The following is a 20,651-nucleotide window of genomic DNA, read 5'->3' as shown; positions in this document are numbered from 1 at the left end:
ACAGGTGATCCGGCCTTTCAGCCATGTGCTCGTCCGGGGCCGCGGTGTTCAATCGGGATCATGAGCGACAGTTCGCTGACCAACGACGACATCGAGTTCCTCCGCCGTCCCCTGCACGGGTTCCTGACCGTGGCCGCGGGCCCGGTCCCGCCGCAGCCGCGGCCCGTGTGGTTCGAGGCCGCCAACGACGGCACGATCCAGCTGTTCAGCATGCCGGACTCGCCCAAGTTGCGGCAGCTGCGCCGCGATCCGCGCGCCTCGATCGTTGTCGCCGCGCCGGTCGGTGAACGCGAGCGATGGGTGTCGGTCGCCGGCCGGGTCACGCTGGAACCGGATGGCGCGCGGGAGCTGAGCGCCCGCCTGGCCGCCCGTTACTGGGACCTCGACGACCCGGCCCGCGCCGCGGACCTCGCCGAGATCACGGCCGGAGAACTGGTCCGCATCGTCATCCACCCGGAGACCGTGCGCCGCTACCACTACTGACAGGCCGGTTCCGGACGTGCCGGCCCGCCGGAACCGGACCAGCGGCGGCCGGTCCGGCGCGGCGATCAGTCCCGGTCAGGTCAGCGCCTCGGAGATCCAGTCGGTGACCGGCAGGTCCCGCTCCAGGCACTCGGCCGACAGCCGCACCGTCCAGCGCAGCGCCTGCAGCGTCAGGCTGTCCACCTCTTCGCGGTTGGCGCTCGCCAGGGCGATCTCCACCTGCTCCGCGGCGGCCTCGGTGTTGCCGTGCACCTCCGCGAGCAGTGTCCGGACGGCGGTGCGCACCGGCGGGTCGGCCTGGTCGATCGACACCTCTTCACCGGTCTCGTCGAACACCTGCACCTTGACCGGGGCGCTGCCGCCGTCACCGAGCGTGGTCACCATCGTGCTGCACTCCTCGAACAGGAGCAGCATCAGCTCGCGCGTCTCGTCCCGGCTCGACGGGGCCACCTCGTCGAGCGCGTCGTCGTCTCGGCCGAGCTGCATCGCGACGAGAGCGCGCTGCGCCCGCGAGATCAGCTGCTGCCGGTCCTGGGTCACGGGATCTATCAAAGCCGGGGAAAGGCGTTCAACGGTAGTGGGAAAAACGAGTGACGCGATGATCACGCGGCGGACTGCAGCGCGCCGAGGGCGAGGCGCCGCAGCAGGACGGCCAGTTCGTCGTCGTCCAGATGGCGGTTGTACGGCGTGGAGTTGATCAACCCGAACACGGCGTGTGCCGCCGAGCGTGCCTGACGTTCCCCCACTCCGGGGACGGCATCGCGAATGACCTTCACCCATATCTCTACGTAACGACGCTGCAGGGCCCGCACCTGCTTGCGGTCGGCGTCGGTGAGGTTCGCGAGGTTGCGTTCCTGCACCGTGATCAGCGACGGGTGGGTGAGCGCGAAGTCGACGTGGAACTCGACCAGCTCCGCCAGCGCCTGCTGCGGGTCGGCGGTGGCGTCGACGCGCGCCGTGCCGCCGTCGAGGAGGTAGTGGCTGATCGAGTTCAGCATCTCCCCGAGCATCGCGTCCTTGCTGCGGAAGTGCCGGTACAGCGCGGGGCCGGAGATGCCGACGGCCGCGCCGATGTCGTCGATGCCGACGCCGTGGAAGCCGTGCCGGGCGAACAGCTCCGCGGCCGCGCTCAGGATCTCCTCGCGGCGGGTGGCCTTCTCGCCGGTGACCAGCGGTGTGGGACTCGTCGACACGTGAACATCTTATCGAGTCAGGTTAGCGAGCGCTAACGTCCGGCTCCTGTCACCTGTTGGTAGCCGAAAAGCCTACTAAAAGGGGCTCCCTTGTGAGCATTGCACCTGGTAATCGTTCATTGAGTTGATTACTCACGGAAGGTGGTCCCCGCTGTGCTGAGAACGCTTGCAACCACCGTCGTCGCGGCCCTCGCCACGATCGGCCTCACCTCCGGGGTGGCGAACGCCGCCACCCTCGACTACGTCGCGCTCGGCGACTCCTACTCCTCCGGGGTCGGCGCCGGCAACTACCTGGACTCGTCCAGCTGCAAGCGCAGCTCGAACGCCTACCCGGTGCTCTACGCCGGGCAGACGTCGGCTTCGCTGAACTTCCAGGCGTGTTCCGGCGCGAAGACCTCGGACGTGCTGAACAACCAGGTGAGCGCGTTGTCCGGGGAGACCGACCTGGTGACGATCAGCGTCGGCGGCAACGACGCCGGGTTCGCGGGTGTCATGCAGGACTGCATCCTCGGCGGGGACTCGGGCTGCAAGACCGCGATCGACAACGCGAAGGCGTTCGTCAACGGCACGCTGCCGGGGCTGCTGGAGAAGACCTACGGCGAGATCCGGTCCCGCGCCCCGGAGGCGACGGTGATCGTGCTGGGCTACCCGCACTTCTACAAGATCGGCGGGTCCTGCTCGGTCGGGCTGTCCGACACCTCGCGCGGGTACATCAACAGCGGGGCCGACGCGCTCGACTCGGTCATCCAGAAGGAGGCCTCGGAGGCGGGATTCGCCTTCGCGGACGTGCGTCCGGCCTTCACCGGGCACGAGATCTGCTCCGGTTCAGCGTGGCTGCACAGCGTGACGTACCCGATCGACGAGTCCTACCACCCGACGGCGACCGGGCAGGCCCAGGGTTACTACCCGTCGCTGGTGGCGGCGCTGGGCTGACGTTTTCCGAAGGGGCGGCCGCGCGGTGCGGCCGCCCCTTTCGTGTGGTCAGCCGTGCACCGTGGGCCGGTAGATCAGCTCCTGGATGTGCCCGTCGAGCGTCCGGTGCTCGATGAGCTCCAAGTCGAAGTCGGCGCCGCCGGCGAAGATCGGGTCCAGCCCGGTCTTGGCGGTGATCACCGGGAAGAGCGTCACGTGCAGGCGGTCGACCAGGCCGGCGGCCATCAGCGCCCGGTTCAGCGAGAGGCTGCCGTGCGAGCGCAGCGGCGCCTCCGACTCCTCCTTGAGCCGCCTGATGACGTCAACGGCGTCGCCACTGACCACGGTCGCGTCCGGCCAGTCGAGCGGTTCCCGCAGCGTCGACGACACGATCGTGGCCGGCAGGCTCCGCATCCGGGTCACCCACGGGTCGCGGACGTCGGAGTCCTCGGTGCTCTCGGCCAGCATCTGCGTGAACGCCCGGTACGTGTTCGCGCCGAAGACGATCCGCGGCTCCTCGTCGTACAGGGCGAGGCGGCGTTCCAGCAGCTCGGGGCCCTGTTTGCCCCAGTAGCCGGTCCAGTCGCCGCCGGCCGCGCCGAAGCCGTCGAGGCTGGTGAAGACGTCGAATGTGTAGGTCGCGGTCATGGTGTCCTCCTCGTCTCTCACTGCCACGTCGGACGAGCCCACCACGATTCGACGCCCTCGTGTGCCCGAATCTGGACATCGCACGTTAGTAGTGGTTAACATCGACCCGAACGTTAACGACTACTAACCACGTCCGGCGTCGGATGAGGAGGGTCATGGACTTCCCGGTGCTCGGCACCTCCGCGGACCCGCGAAGCGAGCAGTACGCCCGGAACGCGACCGCGCACGCGGAGCTGGTCGAGGATCTGCGCAAGCGCTTGGCGGCCGCCCGAACGGGTGGCCCCGAGAAGGCGCGCGCCCGGCATGTGGAACGCGGCAAGCTCCTGCCGCGGGACCGCGTCGACGCGCTGCTCGACCCGGGCTCGCCGTTCCTGGAGCTGTCGCCCCTGGCCGCCAACGGGCTGTACGACGACGAGGCCCCCGCCGCCGGCATCATCACCGGCATCGGGCGCGTCTCGGGCCGCGAGTGCGTCATCGTCGCCAACGACGCGACCGTCAAGGGCGGCACCTACTACCCGATGACGGTCAAGAAGCACCTGCGTGCGCAGGAAGTCGCCCTGCACAACAACCTGCCGTGCATCTACCTGGTCGACTCGGGCGGCGCGTTCCTGCCCAAGCAGGACGACGTGTTCCCGGACCGCGAGCACTTCGGCCGCATCTTCTACAACCAGGCGACCATGTCCGCGCGCGGGATCCCGCAGATCGCGGCCGTCCTCGGCTCCTGCACCGCCGGTGGCGCGTACGTCCCGGCGATGAGCGACGAGGCCGTCATCGTCCGCAACCAGGGCACGATCTTCCTCGGCGGCCCGCCGCTGGTGAAGGCCGCGACCGGCGAGGTCGTCACGGCCGAGGAGCTGGGCGGCGGGGACGTGCACGCCCGCCAGTCCGGTGTCACCGACCACCTCGCCAACGACGACGCGCACGCCCTGTCGATCGTCCGCAACATCGTCGCCACCCTCGGCCCGCGCAGCCCGCGCCCGTGGGAGGTCCGCCAGGTCGAGGCGCCCGCGGTCGACCCGGAGCAGCTCTACGGCGTCGTGCCCACCGACTCGCGCACCCCGTACGACGTGCGTGAGGTCATCGCGCGCATCGTCGACGGCAGCCGCTTCAACGAGTTCAAGAAGGAGTACGGCGCCACCCTGGTCACCGGTTTCGCGCACATCCACGGCCACCCGGTCGGGATCGTCGCGAACAACGGCGTCCTGTTCGCCGAGTCGGCCATGAAGGGCGCGCACTTCATCGAGCTGTGCGACAAGCGCTCGATCCCGCTGGTCTTCCTGCAGAACATCAGCGGGTTCATGGTGGGCAGGGATTACGAGGCCGGCGGCATCGCCAAGCACGGCGCGAAGATGGTCACCGCCGTGGCGTGCGCCCGGGTGCCGAAGCTGACCGTCATCATCGGCGGCTCGTTCGGCGCGGGCAACTACTCCATGTGCGGGCGGGCGTACTCGCCTCGCTTCCTGTGGATGTGGCCGAACGCCCGGATCTCCGTGATGGGCGGTGAGCAGGCCGCGTCGGTGCTGGCGACCGTGCGCCGCGATTCGATCGAGAGCCGCGGCGGCGAGTGGCCCGCCGAGGAGGAAGAGGCGTTCAAGGAGCCCATCCGCCGCCAGTACGAGGAGCAGGGCAGTCCCTACTACTCGACCGCGCGGCTGTGGGACGACGGCGTGATCGACCCGGCGGACACCCGCACGGTGCTCGGGCTCGCGTTGTCGGTCGCGGCGAACGCGCCGCTGGAACCCGTCAGCTACGGCGTCTTCCGGATGTGAGGGGCATGTTCGACACAGTCCTCATCGCCAACCGCGGCGAGATCGCGGTTCGCGTCATCAGCACCCTGCGGCGCCTGGGCATCCGCTCGGTCGCGGTCTACAGCGACGCCGACGCCGACGCGCGGCACGTGCACGAGGCCGACACCGCGATCCGCATCGGGCCCGCCGAGGCGACCCGCAGTTACCTGTCCATCCCGGACATCGTGCGCGCCGCCGTGGATTCCGGAGCGCAGGCCGTCCACCCCGGTTACGGGTTCCTCGCGGAGAACGCCGAGTTCGCCGCCGAGTGCGAGAAGGCCGGGCTGGTGTTCATCGGCCCGCCGGTGAGCGCGATCGACGCCATGGGCGACAAGATCCGGGCCAAGGCCACGGTTTCCGCTGCCGGCGTGCCCGTGGTGCCCGGGCTGTCCGATGTGGACGACTTCGCGAAGGCGGCCGACGAGGTCGGCTACCCGTTGCTGCTCAAGCCCTCCGCGGGCGGCGGCGGCAAGGGCATGCGGCTGGTCACCGAGCCCGGCGAGCTCGCGGCCGCGGTCGAGTCCGCGCAGCGCGAGGCCCGCTCGGCCTTCGGGGACGACCGGCTGCTGCTGGAGCGGTTCGTCACCACCCCGCGGCACATCGAGATCCAGGTGCTCGCCGACACCCACGGCACGGTCCTGCACCTGGGCGAACGCGAGTGCAGCCTGCAGCGGCGGCACCAGAAGATCGTCGAGGAGGCGCCGTCGGTGCTGCTCGACGAGGAGACCCGGGCGCGGATGGGCGCGGCCGCCGTCGAAGCCGCCCGCTCGGTCGGCTACGTCGGCGCGGGCACCGTCGAGTTCATCGTCTCCGCGCGCAAGCCGGACGAGTTCTTCTTCATGGAGATGAACACCCGGCTGCAGGTCGAGCACCCGGTGACCGAGATGGTGACCGGACTCGACCTCGTCGAATGGCAGGTGCGGGTCGCCGCGGGCGAGCCGCTTTCCCTGACGCAGGACGACATCCGCCTCAACGGGCACGCCGTCGAGGCCCGCGTGTACGCGGAGGACCCGGCGCGCGGGTTCGTCCCGACCGGTGGCACCGTGCTGGCGCTCGACGAGCCGCGCGGGCAGGGTGTCCGGGTCGACTCCTCGCTGGCCGAGGGCTCGGTGGTCGGCTCGAACTACGACCCGATGCTGGCGAAGGTCATCGCGTGGGGTCCGGACCGGGCGTCCGCGCTGCACCGGCTGGACCGGGCGCTGGCCGGGACGTCCGTGCTGGGCGTGCCGACCAACGTGACGTTCCTGCGCGCCTTGCTCGCCGACCCGGACGTGCAGGCCGGGAAGCTGGACACGGGCCTCGTCGAGCGGCGGCTGGACGAACTGGTCGAATCCGCGGTGCCGGACGAGTTCTTCGTCGCCGCCGCGATGGACCGGCTGCTCGGGCTGGTGCCGGAGGACACGTCCGACCCGTGGGCGGTGCCCAGCGGGTGGCGGCTCGGCGGGCCGGGCGGCGTCACGTTCCGGTTGCGTGCCGGGGACGCCGAAGCGCTCGTCACGATCGAGGGCCCGCCGGACGCCGCACAGGTTACTGTGGACGGTGGCGAGCCGATCCCGGTTTCCGCGCGGCGCGACGGGAATCGGCTCGAAGTGCACTACGACGGCGAGTTCCGCCGGTACCTGCGGGCCGACGCGCCGCAGGACCGGGTGTGGCTCGGCCGGGACGGGCACGGCGTGGTGGTCGGCGAGCGGCCCAACCTGCTCGCCACGCACGGCGACGCGAGCGAGGCGGGCCCGGTGGTGAGCCCGATGCCCGGCACGGTGCTGGTGGTCAAGGTCGCGCAGGGCGACGTGGTGAGCGCGGGCGCGCCGCTGCTGGTCGTCGAGGCGATGAAGATGGAACACACGCTGGTCGCCCCGGTCGACGGCGTGGTCGAGGAACTCCGCGTCCAGGTGGGCCAGCAGGTGGCCCTCGACGAGACGCTCGCGGTGGTCAAGGAGCAGAAATGATCGACTTCCGGCTCGGTGAAGAGTACGAGGCGCTGCGCAAGAGCGTGCACGACTTCGCGCAGAAGGAGGTCGCGCCCGTCATCGGCGGCTTCTACGAGCGCGAGGAGTTCCCGTACGAGATCGTGCGGGGCATGGCGCGGATGGGCCTGTTCGGGCTGCCGTTCCCGGAGGAGTACGGCGGCATGGGCGGCGACTACTTCGCGCTGTGCCTGGCGCTGGAGGAGCTCGCGCGGGTCGACTCGTCGGTGGCGATCACGCTCGAAGCGGGCGTGTCGCTGGGCGCGATGCCGTTGTTCCGCTTCGGTTCCGCGGAGCAGAAGGAGAAGTGGCTGCCGTCGCTGTGCTCCGGGGAGGCGCTGGGCGCGTTCGGGCTCACCGAGCCCGGCGGTGGTTCGGACGCGGGCGCGACCCGCACCACGGCGAAGCTGGACGGCGACGAGTGGGTGATCAACGGCAGCAAGTCGTTCATCACCAACTCCGGCACCGACATCACCCGGCTGGTCACCGTCACCGCGGTGACCGGGGAGAAACCGGGCGGTGGCAAGGAGATCTCGGCAATCATCGTGCCGTCCGGCACGCCCGGGTTCACGGTGGCGCCGAAGTACTCGAAGGTCGGCTGGAACGCCTCGGACACCCACGAGTTGTCCTTCGACGACTGCCGGGTGCCCGCGGAGAACCTGCTCGGCGAGCGCGGTCGCGGTTATGCGCAGTTCCTGTCCATCCTGGACGAGGGCCGGGTCGCCATCGCCGCGCTCAGCGTCGGGCTGGCGCAGGGCTGTGTGGACGAGTGCCTGCGGTACGCGGGGGAGCGGGAGGCGTTCGGGCACCGCATCGGCGAGTACCAGGCGATCCAGTTCAAGATCGCGGACATGGAGGTGCGCGCGCACACCGCCCGGCTGGCCTACTACGCCGCGGCGTCGAAGATGCTGCGTGGTGAGCCGTTCAAGAAGGAGGCCTCGATCGCGAAGCTGGTCGCCTCGAACGCTGCGATGGACAACGCCCGCGACGCGACGCAGATCTTCGGCGGCTACGGGTTCATGAACGAGTTCCCGGTCGGACGGTTCTACCGGGACGCGAAGATCCTCGAGGTGGGTGAGGGCACGAGCGAGGTGCAGCGGATGCTCATCGCCCGTGAGCTGGGTCTTCGCTGAATCCGGTGAACTGAGGCAACCTGCCGCGCCCCCTGCGCGTGTACCGCCCGGACGGGCCGGGACGGCTGAGCAGGGGGCGCGGTGGACGAGGATTTCGCGGAGTTCGTGCGGGCGGCGTTGCCTGGGCTGCTCCGTTACGGTCACTTGCTGACCGGCAACCCCCATGACGCGGCCGACCTGGTGCAGATCGTCCTGGAGAAGATCGGCGTCCGGTGGGGGACGTTGCGCGGTGCGGAGAGCCCGCTGCCGTACGTGAAGCGAGCCATGGCGAACACTCACGTCAGCAGGTGGCGCAGCAGGCGGCGGGAGAGCCTGGTCGCCGACATCCCGGAACCGCCTCCCTACACCCCGCCCGACCGGCTCGAGAACGAGCCGTTGTGGCAGGCGCTCGCGGCCTTGCCGCCGCGGCAGCGGACCGTCGTCGTGCTCCGGTACTACGAGGGGCTGTCCGAAGCCGAGATCGCCGATGCGATGCGGATCAGCCCCGGGACGGTGAAGAGCCAGGCCAGCAAGGCGCTGGCCAGCCTGCGCGGGAAGCTGGGGAGCCTGGTGGGGGTGGGTGACGAGTGGTGAACCTCGAGGACGAACTGAGCCGGTTGTTCGAGGATGAGCGCCTCGACGTGCCCGTCCGGCCCGGCGCGGAGCTGCTGGTGGTGGCCGGCGCCCGGCGACGCCGCCACCGGCGCAACGCGGCGGCGGCGACCGGCGGGGCGTTGACGCTGGTCGCGGTCACCGCGGTGGGCATCGCCCTGTCCGGGGTCGGTGGTGGCCGCACGGACACGCTGCCCGCGACGAACCTCCCGGTGACGACGATCGCGACGAGCGCCGGCCCGGAGTCGGGTCTGCCGCCGGTCCCGACCAGCTCCAGCGTGCCGCCGCCGCAGTCGTCGGCGGGGGTGACGAGCGTCCCGAGCATGACGGGTTCGCACAGCACCCCGCACAGCCCGTCGCGGAGTTCCAGCACGCCGACCGGATCGGCGCAACGCCCGGCGTCCACCGACCCGACGATCGGCCCCACCGGCTGGGGCAGGCTCGTGCTGGGCATGAGCGAGGCCGACGCGGTGGCCACCGACGAGTTCGACATGAGCGAGGGCTACTCGGGCAGCTCGTGCCACCGGTACTGGCTGCGCGGCGGCGGAAGCCCGGTCGACATATCACCCACCTACGGGGTGGCGCGCATCAGCGCGAAGCCCGGGGTGACCACGCCGGAGGGAATCGGAGTCGGCTCGACGGACGCCGAAGTGATGGCGGCGTACCCCAACGCCACGACCGCCAACTACGTCATCACCGCACCAGTGCCAGGCAACCCGAAAGCGGTGTACGTGTTCAACACGGACCCATCGCAAAAGATCTTCGCCCTACGCCTGGAACTGACAACACACAACTGCTGAGGACAACCCGCCGCCCGGCAACGAAAAGCAAGCGACTACCCCAACCAGACCTCCCCCGCCCCCGATCCACAGCCGATCTTTAGTCGCCGACCAGCCGTGTCAAGGCACGCTTTCCCGCCTTGACACGGCTGCTCGGCGACTGAAACACAATCAGGCATCGGGGGCGGGGGTGGTCGTAAGGTGACCGTTCGGCGCCGTGAGGCGCATTTTCCGCGCGACAGCGCGGGTTTAAAGATCAAGAGATGTCCTCGCCGGACGGGCAGGCTCCGGGATGACCAGGGGACCGTTGTTAGGTCACCTCGGGTGGGTGGTCGCCGGGTGGTCATCCCGTCGCCTTCCGGTTTGTGCATATCACCTTGAGCCAGGGCCGCAAGCTTTGTGCTTTCGGCCGCCGGACCCAGCGAGGGTTGCGGCCCTGGCTCAAGGTGATCGTCCAGTGTCAGGCGACGGGATGACCACCCAGCTACCTTGGGTTCTGGGGCGCGGTGCTATAACTTCCGGTATAACTATACCGGCGAGGTGAGAAGTGATCGAGCTGAAGAGTCGTGGCGAGCTGGACGCCATGCGCGCCGCGGGGCGGGTCGTCGCGAAGGTGCTCCAGAGCGTCCGCGAGCAGGCGGCCGTCGGCACCAGTCTGCGTGAGCTGGACCAGCTCGCCGCGGACATCCTCAACGACGAGGGCGCCAAGTCGTCCTTCCTGCACTACCACCCGCGCTTCGCGCCGTCGCCCTATCCGGCTGTGCTCTGCACCAGCGTCAACGACGCCGTCGTGCACGGCATCCCGACCGACTACCGCCTCCGCGACGGCGATCTGCTGAGCGTCGACTTCGGCGCGCACGTCGACGGCTGGCACGGGGACGCCGCGGTCAGCTTCGTCGTCGGCAGCGCGAACCAGGCCGACCTCGACCTCATCGCCGCCACCGAGCGGGGCATGTGGGCGGGCATCGAGCAGGCCCGCCCCGGGAACAGGATGGGCGACATCGGCCACGCGATCGCCCAGATCGGGCGTCGCGCCGGGTACGGGTTGCTCGCCGACCACGGGGGTCACGGCGTGGGCCGCGCGATGCACGAAGCGCCGCACGTGCCGAACGAAGCCGTCGCGGGCAAGGGGATGCCGCTGCGGGAAGGGCTGGTCATCGCGATCGAGCCGATGTTCCTCGCGGGCGGCCGTGACGACTACCGCTACGCCGACGACGGCTGGACGATCCTGACCAGCGACGGCTCCCGCGCCGCGCACGTCGAGCACACCATCGCCGTCACCTCGGACGGCCCGCTCGTGCTGACGGCGCCGTGATGGAGATCCGCGAGTCCGGCGAGGCCGACCTGCACATCGTCCTGGGGCTGTTCGACGCGGCCGTCGAATGGCTCGTCGCCCGCGGCAGCGCCGGCCAATGGGGCACGGAACCGTGGTCGGCGGACCCGGCGAAGGTCGAGCGCGTCCGCACGATGCTGCGTGACGGCCGCCCGTTCCTGGCCACTTCGGACGGTGCGCCGGCCGGTGCCCTGATCCTCGACCACCCGCTGCCGTACACGCCGCCGGTCGACGAGCCCGAGGTGTATGTGACGCTGCTGCTGGCCTCCCGCGAGCACCGCGGCGTCGGCGCCCGGCTGCTGGAGTTCGCCCGCCAGGACGCCCGCGACCGCGGCATCGGCCTGCTGCGCGTGGACTGCTGGGCCGGCGGCGACGGCAAGCTCGTCCGCTACTACGAGGGCCAGGGGTTCACGCCGACCGAGCGGGTGCGCGTGCGCGACGACGTGTGGGTCCAGATCTTCGAACAGCGAGTGTGACACCTCTGGCGCGAATGTCAGTTACCGGGCAGTATGGCCGCCATGGCAACGTTGCTCGGCAAGGTCATCGTGATCACCGGAGGCGCGCAAGGGATCGGCGCCACCACGGCCGCCGCCCTGGTGCGGCTGGGTGCGAAGGTCGTCATCGGCGACCTCGACCCGGTCCTGGCCGAGAAGACGGCGGGTGAACTGGGCGGCGACACGCTCGCCCTGCCGCTCGACGTGACCGACCACCGCGGCTTCACCGAGTTCCTGGACGAGGTCGAGCGCCGCCTCGGGCCCATCGACGTCCTGATCAACAACGCCGGCGTCATGCTGCTGTCGCCGCTGGCCGACGAGGACGACGCGGCCACGGCGAAGCAGATCGACGTCAACCTGCACGCGGTCATCCACGGCACCCGCGAGGCCGTCCGCCGCATGCGCCCGCGCGGCCGCGGACACATCGTCAACGTCGCCTCGATGGCGGGCAAGGCCGGGTTCCCCGGCGCGGCGACCTACTGCGCCACCAAGCACGCCGTCGTCGGCCTGTCCGAAGCGGTGCGGCAGGAGCTGCGCGGGTCCGGGGTGGACATCTCGTGCGTGATGCCCGCGGTCGTCCGCACGCACCTCGCCGACGGCCTGCCCGAGACCAGGCTCTTCCCGTCCCTGCGGCCGGAGGACGTGGCGAAGGCGATCGTCGGGACGCTGCAGAAGCCGCGGTTCGACGTGTTCGTCCCGAAATCGCTCGACGTGACCGGTCGCGTCAGCCGCCTGCTGCCACGTGCGGCGGCGGAGTGGTTCATGCGCGCGATCGGCGCCGACAAGGTGTTCACCCAGGCGCACGCGGGTGCGCGAGCGGAGTACGAAGCGAGGGTGAGGCAGCCTTGAAGTAGCGTCGGTCCCGGGGAAGGATCGGTGCGGTGAACGGAGTTTCGAGGTAGATGGTGGTACCCGCAGTGACCGCGATGGCGGCCAACGCGCTCGGCGTCCTGCGCGGCGGTCTCGCCGACCTGCGGCCGGTGCCGCGCGTGCTGGTCGACCAGGGCCCGAACCGGTCGTTGTACCGGATGAGCCCGTCGCACGAGGGTGATCCGGTGCTGCTCGTGCCGCCGCTGGCCGCCCCCGCCCTGTGCTTCGACCTGCGGCGCGGTTGCAGCCTCGCCGAGCACCTGGTCGACCGGGGCCGTCGCACCTACCTGGTGGACTACGGCACCGTCGCGTTCTCCGACCGCAGGCTGGGCATCGAGCACTGGATCGACGAGGTGCTGCCGCGCGCCATCCGCAAGGTCAGCGAGGACTCCGGCGGGCGCGGCGTGCACCTGGTCGCGTGGTGCCTCGGCGGGCTGTTCTCCCTGCTGACCACGGCCGACCGCCCCGACCTGCCGGTGCAGTCGATCACCACGGTCGCCTCGCCGGTCGACTTCACCGCCATCCCGCTGGTCGCGCCGTTCCGGCCGCTGGTGGACCTCACCGGCGGCTACCTGCTCACCCCGCTGTACCGGATGCTCGGCGGTGCACCGTCCTATGTGGTCGAACGCGTGTTCTGGGCGACGGGCATCAACAAGCAGCTGACCAAGCCGCTGGCGATCCTGCAGAACCTCGGCGACCGGGACTACCTCGCCCAGATCGAGGCGGTCGACCACTTCATGGACAACATGATCGCGTACCCCGGCCGCACGTTCGGCCAGATGTACCACCGGTTCTTCCGCGCCAACGACCTCGTCGAGGGCGGGCTCGACCTGAACGGGCGGATCATCTCGCTGTCCGGCGTGAAGGTTCCGACGCTGGTGATCGCCGGGCGCAACGACACCATCGCCCCGCGGCGCGCCGTGGAGCGGCTGGTGCCGTTGCTGGAGAACGCGCCGGACGTGCGGTTCGAGACGGCCCCGGGCGGGCACCTCGGCGTGCTGACCGGCCGCCGCGCACGGGACACCACCTGGCGGCACATCGACGCGTTCCTCGGCGATCAGGTGTCCGATTAGGACTTCATCTGGCCGATCTGGATGAGGTTGCCGCAGGTGTCGTCGAACACCGCGGTGATCACGGTGCCCATGTCCGTCGGCTCCTGCGTGAACCGCACGCCGAGCTCACGCATCCGCTTGTACTCGGCCTGCACGTCGGACACGGCGAACATGGTCCACGGGATGCCGTCCGCGACGAGCGCGTCCTTGAACGGCTTCGCCGCCGGGTGCCCGCTCGGCTCCAGCAGCAGTTCGGTGCCCTCCGGGTCCTCCGGCGACACCACCGTCAGCCACCGGTCCGCGCCCATCGGGATGTCGTGCTTCTTCACGAAGCCCAGCACGTCCGTGTAGAACCGCAGCGCCTTCTCCTGGTCGTCGACGAGCACGCTCGCCAGGCTGATCCTCATGTCCGTCCCCTCTTCCTGAGCCACCGCTCGAAGATCGGTTCGAGCGGATCCGTGTTGATGTAGTGGAACTTGTACCGGCCCTCACGCCTCGACTCGACCAGACCGGCGGACTCCAGCACGTCGAGGTGCTGCGAGACCGCCTGCCGTGACGAACTCAGCCCGTGGATGGACACCAGCCGGGCGCAGAGTTCGAAGAGCGTCTGCCCGTCCCGGTCGGTCAGTTCGTCGAGGATCGTGCGGCGCGTGGGGTCGGCCAGGGCTTTGAAGACGTCACCCACGCCCGCAACGATAGGCAAGTGAATACTTGCCTGTCAACTCTACGTTCCCCTGTGTACATTAGGACCAGTCCTAGGGAGGTTAGGAAACATGCCGCGTGGGAGGATCACGCCGGACGCGCTGGTGTCGGCCGCCGCCGACCTGGCCGACGAGATCGGCTTCGAGAACGTGACGCTCGCGGCGCTCGCGAAGCGGTTCGGCGTTCGCGACGCCAGCCTCTACACCCACATCCGCGGCCTCGCCGACCTGCAGGAACGTGTGGCGCTGCGGGCGCTCTCCGAGTGGGCTGAGGCGCTGAGCGCGGCCGTGGCCGGACGCGCCGGCCGTGACGCGCTGACCGCCTTCGCCGACACGTACCGCACCCTGGCGACGGAGCACCCGGGGCGCTACGCCGCCACCCGGCACCCGGTGCCGCCCGAGCGGGCCGCCGAAACGCCAGGCGTCATGCGCATCATCGAGGTCTGTTACGCGCTGCTGCGCGGGTACGACCTGTCCGAACCGGACGCCACCGACGCGGTCCGGTTCCTGCGCAGCACCCTGCACGGCTTCAGCGACCTGGAAGCCACCGGCGCCTTCACCGCCGACCACAGCCTGGACGTCTCGTGGCGCCGGGCCGTCGACGCGCTCCACCACACCCTGACCAACTGGACGAAGATCCACTGACCGGACCGGAGAAACCCATGCGCATCACGCTCGACGGCACCCCCATCGACTACCACGAGCGCGGCGACGGCCCGCCGCTGCTGCTCCTGCCCGGCGGGGCGGGCCACGCCGGCGTCTTCGACGGGCTCGCCGCGCACCTGGCCGACGACTACCGCGTCGTCGCCATGTCCAGTCGCCTGGTGTCGGCGCGGCCGGACGGCGACCAGAGCCCGAAGGCCTACGCCGAGGACGTGCTCGGCCTGATCGACGCGCTCTTCGACGAGCCGCCCGCGGTGTTCGCGTTCAGCGCAGGCGCCATCACGACCCTCGACCTGCTTGCCCGCCACCCCGAGCGGGTGCGCCTCGCGGTGGTCCACGAGCCGCCGGTGTTCGGCCTGCTGCCGGACGCCGATCGGCACCGGGCCGCGATCGAGGCGGTGCGGGCGGCGGCGCGCACCGGGGACCTGGCGGAGGCGTCCCGGCTGATGACCGAGGCCATGACGGCGCCCGGACCCGGCGTGGCGACCCCGGAGTTGCGCCACCCCGGCGACTGGCTGGAGGGCTACGCCGAAACCAGCCCGGAGCCGCCGACGCCGGAGCTGCTGGAGCTGTTCGGCCGCCTGAGCGAACTCCAGCCGCTGTTCCTGGAGCACGTCCTGGTGCCGTTCACGTCCGCGGACGTCGACCTGGCCGCGCTCGGCCCGCGACTGGTCCCCGCTGCCGGGATCGACTCGCGGGGCCAGCTGCCGTACCGGGCCGCCGCCGCGTTGGCCGCCGGCCTCGGCCTGCCGCTGACCGAGTTGCCGGGCGGCCACCTCGGACCCGTCGAACGCCCCACGCAGTTCGCCGCGGCGCTGCGCGCTCTCCTTGGTTAGGCCGGCTTGATGTCGTGCCAGCGGTTGAAGACGTTGTCCGGGTCGTAGTCGGCCTTGATGCGTTGCAGGCGCCGGTAGTTCTCCTCGCCGTAGCCGGCCACGATGCGGTCGTCGCCCTCGTCGCCGATGAAGTTGAGGTAGACGTCGCCGGAGGCCCACGGCCGCATGTCGGCGCGCAGGTTGCGGGCCCACGCGATGGCGCGGTCGTCGTCGGCCGGATCGGCCCACAGGCCCAGCGGGTGCACGGCCCACTGGTTGTCGCGGTCGAACCCCGGCCAGTCCTGGCCGTGGGCGACGGCGCCGCCCCACGGCAGCAGCGCGTGCTGCGACGGTGACGGCACCACCATGTCCAGCGCGCGCTCGCAGAACCGGTCGAGGGCTTCGTCGGGCAGTTCGCGCAGGTTCTCGTCGGACCAGTAGTTCCGGAAGCCGGCTGGGTCGTCGAGCATGGACTGGAGGCCGGCGTAGGGGACGTCGGTGATGACCTGGCCCTGCGGGGCGGTCGCGAGCAGCGGGCCGATCGTTTCGCGCAGCCGGGTTTCCGGGCCGGTGCAGGTGACCAGGACGCCGCAGCAGAGCCGGCCGACGAGGTGGCCGGGCACGAACTCCTCGGGCGGGCCGGTGAGGTAGAGCAGGCCGCCGCCGATCTCCTCCGGCGCGGTGCGCATGAGGTCGCGGTAGACGCCGGCGACGGCGCGTCCCTGGTCGCCGGGCCACAGCATCAGGGCCATCGAGAACTCCGGCAGGTCGTGCAGCCGGAAGGTGAGCCGGGTGGCGACGCCGAAGTTGCCGCCGCCGCCGTGCAGTGCCCAGAAGAGGTCCGGGTTCTCCTGCTCGCTCGCCGTGACCTCGCGGCCGTCGGCGGTGACGAGGTCGACGGAGAGGAGGTTGTCGCAGGCGAGGCCGAACTTGCGCTCGATCCAGCCGGAGCCGCCGCCCAGGGTCAGGCCGGCCACGCCGGTGGTCGACACGCGGCCGCCGGTGGTGGCGAGGCCGTGGGGTTGGCAGGCTCTGTCGAAGTCGCCCCAGGTGGCGCCACCACCCGCCGTCGCGGTCTTCGCCTCGGGGTCGACGGTGACGGCGTTGAGGCGGCGCAGGTCGACGACGAGACCGTCCTCGACGAGACACGCCCCGGCGACGCTGTGACCCCCACCCCGCACGGCGACCGGCAGGGCGTTCTCCCGGGCGAACCGCAGGGCCGCCGTGATGTCCCGGACGGTCCCACACTGGGCGATGACCTGCGGGCGGGCGGTGATCATGGCGTTGAAGACGCCGCGGACGCTCTCGTAGTCGCCGTCGTCCGGCGTGACGATCCGGCCGTCGAAGCCGTCGCGGAACCTTTCCACCGAGGCGGGCTGGACCAGGTAACCAGTCATCTTCGGGCCTCCCTTCGGGATAGTAGGGAGAGTCGCACCCGGGAGTTGCGCGTTACGGCGAGCCGGAAGATCTTCTGTGGACGGTGAGAGGAGGTCCGTGACCGGGGTGCGCCAGTGGACGCGGAGGGCGGAGCCGTCACCGCGCGAGGTTCTCGCCGCGGTAATGGAGGGTGTGCAACCGCTCGCGCAGCGCGTCGACCTGGGCGGATGGGGACGGGGCGCCGATCAGGGCGTGCCGCAGGCTGGCCGCGGGGACGAGGACGTCGAGCCGCCGGTCGGCCGGGCGCACGGCGCGAGCGGGGCGAGGGTGTCCAGGCCGCGGAGGAGTTCGAGGATGAGGAACCGCAGGGCGGGGTGTTCGGCGAGCGCCCGCAGGCCGGGGACGTTCTTGAGTGCCCGAGGGAGACAGCTTCGAGGTTGACGCAGCCGGCCAGGGCACTGAGGTCGTCGAGCCCGCGCAGCGTCGCGATGCCGGCCAGCGGGGTCAGGTCCCGGCGGTGGCGTGCGGCAGGTCGAGGGCGAGTTTTCGCACGTGGCGGAACTCCGGTAGCTGCGCGGGGTCGGCGTGTCCCAGCAGGTGGAGCGCGACGCCGGGATGCGCGGCGAGCGCCTCCGCGGCGGCGGCGAGGACAGGGGCGGGCAAGGGCGCGCTGACGAGGACCCGCACAGCCGCTTGCCCGGCGATGCGCGGTTCGATGGTGGCGGGATCGGTGTCCGGCCGGATCGTCACCGTCGCTTCTCGCACGCGGGAAACCTAACGGCGCTGCGATGGCTCAGGTGTTCTGGACGAGGTCGGCGTGCCGGTGGGCGACTTTCCATTCGCCGTCCTCGCGGCGGTAGATCTGGGTCGCGCGCAGGGTGTAGTCGCGCGGTTCCCCGTCGACGGACGCCCGGGTGTGTTCGTAGCCCACCGTGTAGGCCATGTCACCGACCACATCGGCCGCGACGATCTCGTGTTCGTAGGAGGCGCAGTCCGAGAAGGTGGCTCCGAGCCGGCTGAACAGGGCGTCGATCTCGGCCTGGCCGGTGGCGTTCAGCCAGGCGCCCAGCACGGAGACCGGTTCCGCGCGCGACCAGATCGCCCGCCGTGGCGCCGGGTCGCCGTTGTGCAACGCGACTTCGGCGTCCCGCAGCCGGGAGCCGACCCAGGTGAGGAAATCGTCGCGATCGCCCATGGTTCACCTCCGGGATCCCCATTGAACGCGCGAACGAGCGGAAAGACCAGTGCCGTCATCCGGCGGCCGAGTCCGCCCGGCTCTCCGCACACGGGGAGCCGGGCGGTGACGCGCTACTTCAGCTCCGCCGAAGTCTTCCCCAGCAACCGCCGCGCCACGATCAGCTGCTGGATCTGCTGCGTGCCCTCGAAGATGTCCAGGATCTTCGAGTCCCTGGCCCACTTCTCGAGCAGCATCTCTTCCGTGTAGCCGAGCGTCCCGATCAGCTCGACGCACTTCAGCGTGATGTCGACGACCGACCGGCCCGCCTTCGCCTTCGCCATGGACGCCTGCAGCGAGTTCGGCTTGCGGTTGTCGGCCATCCACGCCGACTCCAGCGTCAGCAGGTACGCCGCTTCGTAGTCGGCTTCCAGTTCCAGGTACGTGGCCGCCGCGGCGTGCTGGTGGTGCGCGGGGCGGTCGTAATCCACCACGACACCCGCCTCGGCCAGGATCTTCGCCGTCTCCTCCAGCGCGGCCCGCGCCAGGCCGACCGCCATCGCCGCGACCAGGGGGCGCGTGTTGTCGAAGGTCTGCATGACCCCCGCGAACCCCTTGGACGTGTTGATCTCCGGCGAGCCGAGCAGGTTCTCCTTCGGCACGCGGCAGTTGTCGAACCGCAGCACCGCCGTGTCCGACGCGCGGATCCCGAGCTTGTGCTCCAGCCGCACGACCTCGAAGCCCGGCGTGCCCTTCTCCACCACGAACGACTTGATCGCCGCCCGGCCGAGCGACTTGTCCAAAGTGGCCCAGACGACCACGGCGTCCGCGCGGTCACCGGAGGTCACGAAGATCTTCTCGCCGTTGAGGATGTAGCTGTCGCCGTCCTCGGTGGCGGTCGTGGTGATGTTCGCGGAGTCCGAACCGGTGCCCGGCTCGGTGATCGCCATCGCGGCCCACACCTTCGCGAACCGCTTCAGCTGCTCGTCGTTGGCCACCGACGCGATCGCGGCGTTGCCGAGGCCCTGCCGCGGCATCGACAGCAGCAGACCCACGTCGCCCCAGCACATTTCGATCGTGCCGAGCACCGTCGCCAGGTTGCCGCCGTTGCGGTTCCCGGTCGCCTTCTCCTTCTCGTTGCGCCGCACGCCGGCCGCGCCCGCGCCGCCCTCGCCGGAGGAGTTCAGCCCGTCCAGCACCGCGGCGAACATGTCCAGCTCGACCGGGTATTCGTGCTCGGCGCGGTCGTACTTGCGCGAGATCGGCCGCAGCACTTCCGACGCCGCCTGGTACGCCTGGTTGATCAGCGCCCGGGCCTTCTTCGGGGTTTCCAGATTGATCATGATGACCTTCCCAGGCTTGTCAGAGGAGGACGACGCCCTCGAGCACACCGATTGCACGCAGGTCGCGGTACCACCGCTCGACCGGGTGCTCCTTCACGAACCCGTGCCCGCCCAGCAGCTGCACCCCGGCGCTGCCGATGCGCATTCCCTTGTCCGCGGCGAGCTTGCGGGCCAGCGCGACCTCGCGGGCGAACGGCTTGCCCTGCTCGGCCCGCGCCGCGGCGCGCAGCATCACCAGGCGCATGCCTTCCAGTTCGATCGCGATGTCGGCGACCGAGAACGCGACCGCCTGGCGGTGGCTGATCGGCTCGCCGAACGCGGTGCGCTCGTTCACGTACGGGATCACGTAGTCCAGCACGGCCTTCGCGGTGCCGGTGGCCAGCGCGGCCCAGCCGAGGCGGGACAGCCGCACGGCCTCGGTGAACACGTCCGGCGAGCCGCCGCCGAGCAGCGCGCCCGCGGGCAGCGACACCTTCTCCAGGTGCAGCTTCCCGGTCGCCGCGCCCCGCAGGCCCATCGCCGGTTCGGCCTCGATCGACACGCCCTTGGTCGACGACTCGACGAGGAACAGCGCCGGGCCGCGCCCTTCGAGGTCGGCGGACACGACGAACAATTCGGCCTGTCCCGCGCGGGGGACCAGGGACTTCACGCCGTCCAGCTGGTAGCCGCCGGGGGTGCGGCGGGCCTTGGTGGCGGGCTTGAACGGGTCGAACAGCGGCTTGGACTCCAGCAGGGCCAGCGCCGCGGCGGGCACGTTCTCGCCGACGAACTCCGGCAGGTAGTCGGCCTGCTGCTGGGCGTCGCCCCACAGGACGAGCGCGTTGCTGACCGCGGACGGCGCGAGCACCGCGACGGCCAGGCCGAGGTCGCCGTGGGCGAGTGCCTCGGCGACCAGCGCGTTGGTGACGACCGAGCGTTCCGCGCCCGCGCCGCCCAGCTCCTCCGGGATGCTGATGAGCGTCACGCCCAGCTCGGCGGCCCTGGTGAGCAGGCCGTCCGGCGGGCTGAGCTTCTCGTCCGCCTCGGCGGCCGCGGGACGCAGCTGCTCGGCCGCGAACTCGCTCACCGTCTCGACGATCATCTGCTGGTCTTCGGACGGCGTGAGGTCGAACAGGCCCTTGTCCTCGGCCGGCGCCGGGCGGGTCGCGTCACCGCCCCGCTTTCGCGACGAGGAGAACGTCCGGCTGGCCGCGCCGGCGACCTTGAAACCGTTCCTCGTCGCCGCCGAAACCAGGTTCTGAACCGGCTCGCGCAACCCGCTGCGTTCCAGCGTCCTGCTGCCCGCGAGCCGGGAGAGGGCGGCCAGGCCGAGGCCCATCACGTCCCGCTTCCGGCC

Annotated in this window: 24 protein-coding genes; 13 read left to right on the top strand and 11 right to left on the bottom strand. The window is 70.7% G+C overall.

Features of this window, described 5'->3' with window-relative positions:
- Window positions 1–60 precede the first annotated feature (60 nt).
- A complete protein-coding gene (locus AMY39116_RS0325585) occupies window positions 61–483 on the top strand; it encodes a pyridoxamine 5'-phosphate oxidase family protein (RefSeq protein WP_020420466.1) in 423 nt (140 codons plus the stop codon).
- Between the two features lie 75 nt (window positions 484–558).
- Here AMY39116_RS0325585 and AMY39116_RS0325580 read toward each other — a convergent pair whose 3' ends face one another.
- Together AMY39116_RS0325580 and AMY39116_RS0325575 are read right to left on the bottom strand one after the other, a co-directional pair.
- A complete protein-coding gene (locus AMY39116_RS0325580) occupies window positions 559–969 on the bottom strand; it encodes a hypothetical protein (protein ID WP_235716223.1) in 411 nt (136 codons plus the stop codon).
- 116 nt (window positions 970–1,085) lie between these two features.
- Window positions 1,086–1,676, bottom strand: a complete 591-nt coding sequence (locus AMY39116_RS0325575) for a TetR/AcrR family transcriptional regulator (RefSeq protein ID WP_020420464.1) — start codon at window positions 1,674–1,676, stop codon at window positions 1,086–1,088.
- A gap of 153 nt (window positions 1,677–1,829) precedes the next feature.
- Between AMY39116_RS0325575 and AMY39116_RS0325570 the strand changes: the two genes are divergently transcribed.
- A complete protein-coding gene (locus AMY39116_RS0325570; RefSeq protein WP_020420463.1) occupies window positions 1,830–2,609 on the top strand; it encodes an SGNH/GDSL hydrolase family protein in 780 nt (259 codons plus the stop codon).
- A gap of 48 nt (window positions 2,610–2,657) precedes the next feature.
- Here the strand turns inward: AMY39116_RS0325570 and AMY39116_RS0325565 are convergent, their stop codons facing one another.
- A complete protein-coding gene (locus AMY39116_RS0325565) occupies window positions 2,658–3,236 on the bottom strand; it encodes a dihydrofolate reductase family protein (RefSeq protein ID WP_020420462.1) in 579 nt (192 codons plus the stop codon).
- A gap of 155 nt (window positions 3,237–3,391) precedes the next feature.
- Here AMY39116_RS0325565 and AMY39116_RS0325560 point away from each other — a divergent pair, with 155 nt between their 5' ends.
- The 9 genes from AMY39116_RS0325560 (at window position 3,392) to AMY39116_RS0325520 (ending at window position 13,263) form a co-directional block, all read left to right on the top strand.
- A complete protein-coding gene (locus AMY39116_RS0325560; RefSeq protein WP_017984665.1) occupies window positions 3,392–5,005 on the top strand; it encodes a carboxyl transferase domain-containing protein in 1,614 nt (537 codons plus the stop codon).
- Between the two features lie 5 nt (window positions 5,006–5,010).
- The gene (locus AMY39116_RS0325555) at window positions 5,011–6,972 is read left to right on the top strand and encodes an acetyl/propionyl/methylcrotonyl-CoA carboxylase subunit alpha (protein WP_020420461.1); all 1,962 of its coding nucleotides are present in this window, start codon (window positions 5,011–5,013) and stop codon (window positions 6,970–6,972) included.
- Window positions 6,969–8,123 carry an acyl-CoA dehydrogenase family protein gene (locus AMY39116_RS0325550; protein ID WP_020420460.1) on the top strand — a complete coding sequence of 385 codons (1,155 nt, stop codon included), beginning with the start codon at window positions 6,969–6,971 and terminating at the stop codon, window positions 8,121–8,123. Before AMY39116_RS0325555 ends, AMY39116_RS0325550 begins: the two co-directional genes overlap by 4 nt.
- 81 nt (window positions 8,124–8,204) lie before the next feature.
- Window positions 8,205–8,696, top strand: a complete 492-nt coding sequence (locus AMY39116_RS0325545; protein ID WP_020420459.1) for a SigE family RNA polymerase sigma factor — start codon at window positions 8,205–8,207, stop codon at window positions 8,694–8,696.
- Complete coding sequence (locus AMY39116_RS0325540) at window positions 8,693–9,514, top strand: hypothetical protein (protein ID WP_235716221.1); 822 nt, start codon at window positions 8,693–8,695, stop codon at window positions 9,512–9,514. Before AMY39116_RS0325545 ends, AMY39116_RS0325540 begins: the two co-directional genes overlap by 4 nt.
- A 526-nt stretch (window positions 9,515–10,040) precedes the next feature.
- Window positions 10,041–10,808 (top strand): type I methionyl aminopeptidase, encoded by a 768-nt coding sequence (map, locus tag AMY39116_RS0325535; RefSeq protein WP_020420457.1) that lies wholly within the window; start codon window positions 10,041–10,043, stop codon window positions 10,806–10,808.
- Window positions 10,808–11,302: a GNAT family N-acetyltransferase gene (locus AMY39116_RS0325530; RefSeq protein WP_020420456.1), complete on the top strand. Its 495-nt coding sequence runs from the start codon at window positions 10,808–10,810 to the stop codon at window positions 11,300–11,302. The genes map and AMY39116_RS0325530 overlap by 1 nt, the downstream gene beginning before the upstream one ends.
- A 33-nt stretch (window positions 11,303–11,335) precedes the next feature.
- Window positions 11,336–12,169: an SDR family oxidoreductase gene (locus AMY39116_RS0325525; protein WP_020420455.1), complete on the top strand. Its 834-nt coding sequence runs from the start codon at window positions 11,336–11,338 to the stop codon at window positions 12,167–12,169.
- 53 nt (window positions 12,170–12,222) lie between these two features.
- The gene (locus AMY39116_RS0325520; RefSeq protein ID WP_027936220.1) at window positions 12,223–13,263 is read left to right on the top strand and encodes an alpha/beta fold hydrolase; all 1,041 of its coding nucleotides are present in this window, start codon (window positions 12,223–12,225) and stop codon (window positions 13,261–13,263) included.
- Here the strand turns inward: AMY39116_RS0325520 and AMY39116_RS0325515 are convergent.
- On the bottom strand, window positions 13,260–13,649 hold the full coding sequence (locus AMY39116_RS0325515) for a VOC family protein (RefSeq protein WP_020420453.1): 390 nt from the start codon (window positions 13,647–13,649) through the stop codon (window positions 13,260–13,262). The genes AMY39116_RS0325520 and AMY39116_RS0325515 overlap by 4 nt on opposite strands.
- Window positions 13,646–13,927 carry a helix-turn-helix transcriptional regulator gene (locus AMY39116_RS0325510; RefSeq protein ID WP_020420452.1) on the bottom strand — a complete coding sequence of 94 codons (282 nt, stop codon included), beginning with the start codon at window positions 13,925–13,927 and terminating at the stop codon, window positions 13,646–13,648. Before AMY39116_RS0325510 ends, AMY39116_RS0325515 begins: the two co-directional genes overlap by 4 nt.
- Before the next feature lie 88 nt (window positions 13,928–14,015).
- Here AMY39116_RS0325510 and AMY39116_RS0325505 point away from each other — a divergent pair, with 88 nt between their 5' ends.
- Window positions 14,016–14,588 (top strand): TetR/AcrR family transcriptional regulator, encoded by a 573-nt coding sequence (locus tag AMY39116_RS0325505; RefSeq protein ID WP_020420451.1) that lies wholly within the window; start codon window positions 14,016–14,018, stop codon window positions 14,586–14,588.
- A 17-nt stretch (window positions 14,589–14,605) separates the two neighbouring features.
- Window positions 14,606–15,442: an alpha/beta fold hydrolase gene (locus AMY39116_RS0325500; protein WP_020420450.1), complete on the top strand. Its 837-nt coding sequence runs from the start codon at window positions 14,606–14,608 to the stop codon at window positions 15,440–15,442.
- Here AMY39116_RS0325500 and AMY39116_RS0325495 read toward each other — a convergent pair.
- The 6 genes from AMY39116_RS0325495 to AMY39116_RS0325470 form a co-directional block, all read right to left on the bottom strand.
- On the bottom strand, window positions 15,439–16,818 hold the full coding sequence (locus tag AMY39116_RS0325495) for an FAD-binding oxidoreductase (protein ID WP_020420449.1): 1,380 nt from the start codon (window positions 16,816–16,818) through the stop codon (window positions 15,439–15,441). The genes AMY39116_RS0325500 and AMY39116_RS0325495 overlap by 4 nt on opposite strands.
- A 136-nt stretch (window positions 16,819–16,954) precedes the next feature.
- Entirely contained in the window at window positions 16,955–17,107 is a 153-nt protein-coding gene (locus AMY39116_RS46310; protein ID WP_020420448.1) for a hypothetical protein, read from the bottom strand.
- A gap of 195 nt (window positions 17,108–17,302) precedes the next feature.
- A complete protein-coding gene (locus tag AMY39116_RS0325485) occupies window positions 17,303–17,563 on the bottom strand; it encodes a hypothetical protein (RefSeq protein WP_020420447.1) in 261 nt (86 codons plus the stop codon).
- Window positions 17,564–17,591: 28 nt separating this feature from the next.
- A complete protein-coding gene (locus AMY39116_RS0325480) occupies window positions 17,592–17,993 on the bottom strand; it encodes a nuclear transport factor 2 family protein (RefSeq protein WP_020420446.1) in 402 nt (133 codons plus the stop codon).
- Window positions 17,994–18,106: 113 nt separating this feature from the next.
- Entirely contained in the window at window positions 18,107–19,315 is a 1,209-nt protein-coding gene (locus tag AMY39116_RS0325475; protein ID WP_020420445.1) for an acyl-CoA dehydrogenase family protein, read from the bottom strand.
- A gap of 19 nt (window positions 19,316–19,334) precedes the next feature.
- Complete coding sequence (locus AMY39116_RS0325470; RefSeq protein ID WP_020420444.1) at window positions 19,335–20,633, bottom strand: acyl-CoA dehydrogenase family protein; 1,299 nt, start codon at window positions 20,631–20,633, stop codon at window positions 19,335–19,337.
- Between the last annotated feature and the right edge of the window lie 18 nt (window positions 20,634–20,651).

This window comes from Amycolatopsis sp. ATCC 39116, from assembly GCF_000231075.2.
GTDB classification, from domain to species: domain Bacteria; phylum Actinomycetota; class Actinomycetes; order Mycobacteriales; family Pseudonocardiaceae; genus Amycolatopsis_E; species Amycolatopsis_E tucumanensis.
This window is presented reverse-complemented; position numbering and strand designations above follow the sequence as displayed.

Bases quoted from the DNA above. Each gene is read 5' to 3' on its own strand.
- AMY39116_RS0325585 (WP_020420466.1), top strand. From the start codon at position 61: ATGAGCGACAGTTCGCTGACCAACGACGACATCGAGTTCCTCCGCCGT.
- AMY39116_RS0325580 (WP_235716223.1), bottom strand. From the start codon at position 969: ATGCAGCTCGGCCGAGACGACGACGCGCTCGACGAGGTGGCCCCGTCG.
- AMY39116_RS0325565 (WP_020420462.1), bottom strand. From the start codon at position 3,236: ATGACCGCGACCTACACATTCGACGTCTTCACCAGCCTCGACGGCTTC.
- AMY39116_RS0325560 (WP_017984665.1), top strand. From the start codon at position 3,392: ATGGACTTCCCGGTGCTCGGCACCTCCGCGGACCCGCGAAGCGAGCAG.
- AMY39116_RS0325555 (WP_020420461.1), top strand. From the start codon at position 5,011: ATGTTCGACACAGTCCTCATCGCCAACCGCGGCGAGATCGCGGTTCGC.
- AMY39116_RS0325550 (WP_020420460.1), top strand. From the start codon at position 6,969: ATGATCGACTTCCGGCTCGGTGAAGAGTACGAGGCGCTGCGCAAGAGC.
- AMY39116_RS0325530 (WP_020420456.1), top strand. From the start codon at position 10,808: ATGGAGATCCGCGAGTCCGGCGAGGCCGACCTGCACATCGTCCTGGGG.
- AMY39116_RS0325525 (WP_020420455.1), top strand. From the start codon at position 11,336: ATGGCCGCCATGGCAACGTTGCTCGGCAAGGTCATCGTGATCACCGGA.
- AMY39116_RS0325520 (WP_027936220.1), top strand. From the start codon at position 12,223: ATGGTGGTACCCGCAGTGACCGCGATGGCGGCCAACGCGCTCGGCGTC.
- AMY39116_RS0325515 (WP_020420453.1), bottom strand. From the start codon at position 13,649: ATGAGGATCAGCCTGGCGAGCGTGCTCGTCGACGACCAGGAGAAGGCG.
- AMY39116_RS0325505 (WP_020420451.1), top strand. From the start codon at position 14,016: ATGCCGCGTGGGAGGATCACGCCGGACGCGCTGGTGTCGGCCGCCGCC.
- AMY39116_RS0325500 (WP_020420450.1), top strand. From the start codon at position 14,606: ATGCGCATCACGCTCGACGGCACCCCCATCGACTACCACGAGCGCGGC.
- AMY39116_RS0325495 (WP_020420449.1), bottom strand. From the start codon at position 16,818: ATGACTGGTTACCTGGTCCAGCCCGCCTCGGTGGAAAGGTTCCGCGAC.
- AMY39116_RS0325480 (WP_020420446.1), bottom strand. From the start codon at position 17,993: ATGGGCGATCGCGACGATTTCCTCACCTGGGTCGGCTCCCGGCTGCGG.
- AMY39116_RS0325475 (WP_020420445.1), bottom strand. From the start codon at position 19,315: ATGATCAATCTGGAAACCCCGAAGAAGGCCCGGGCGCTGATCAACCAG.
- AMY39116_RS0325470 (WP_020420444.1), bottom strand. From the start codon at position 20,633: ATGGGCCTCGGCCTGGCCGCCCTCTCCCGGCTCGCGGGCAGCAGGACG.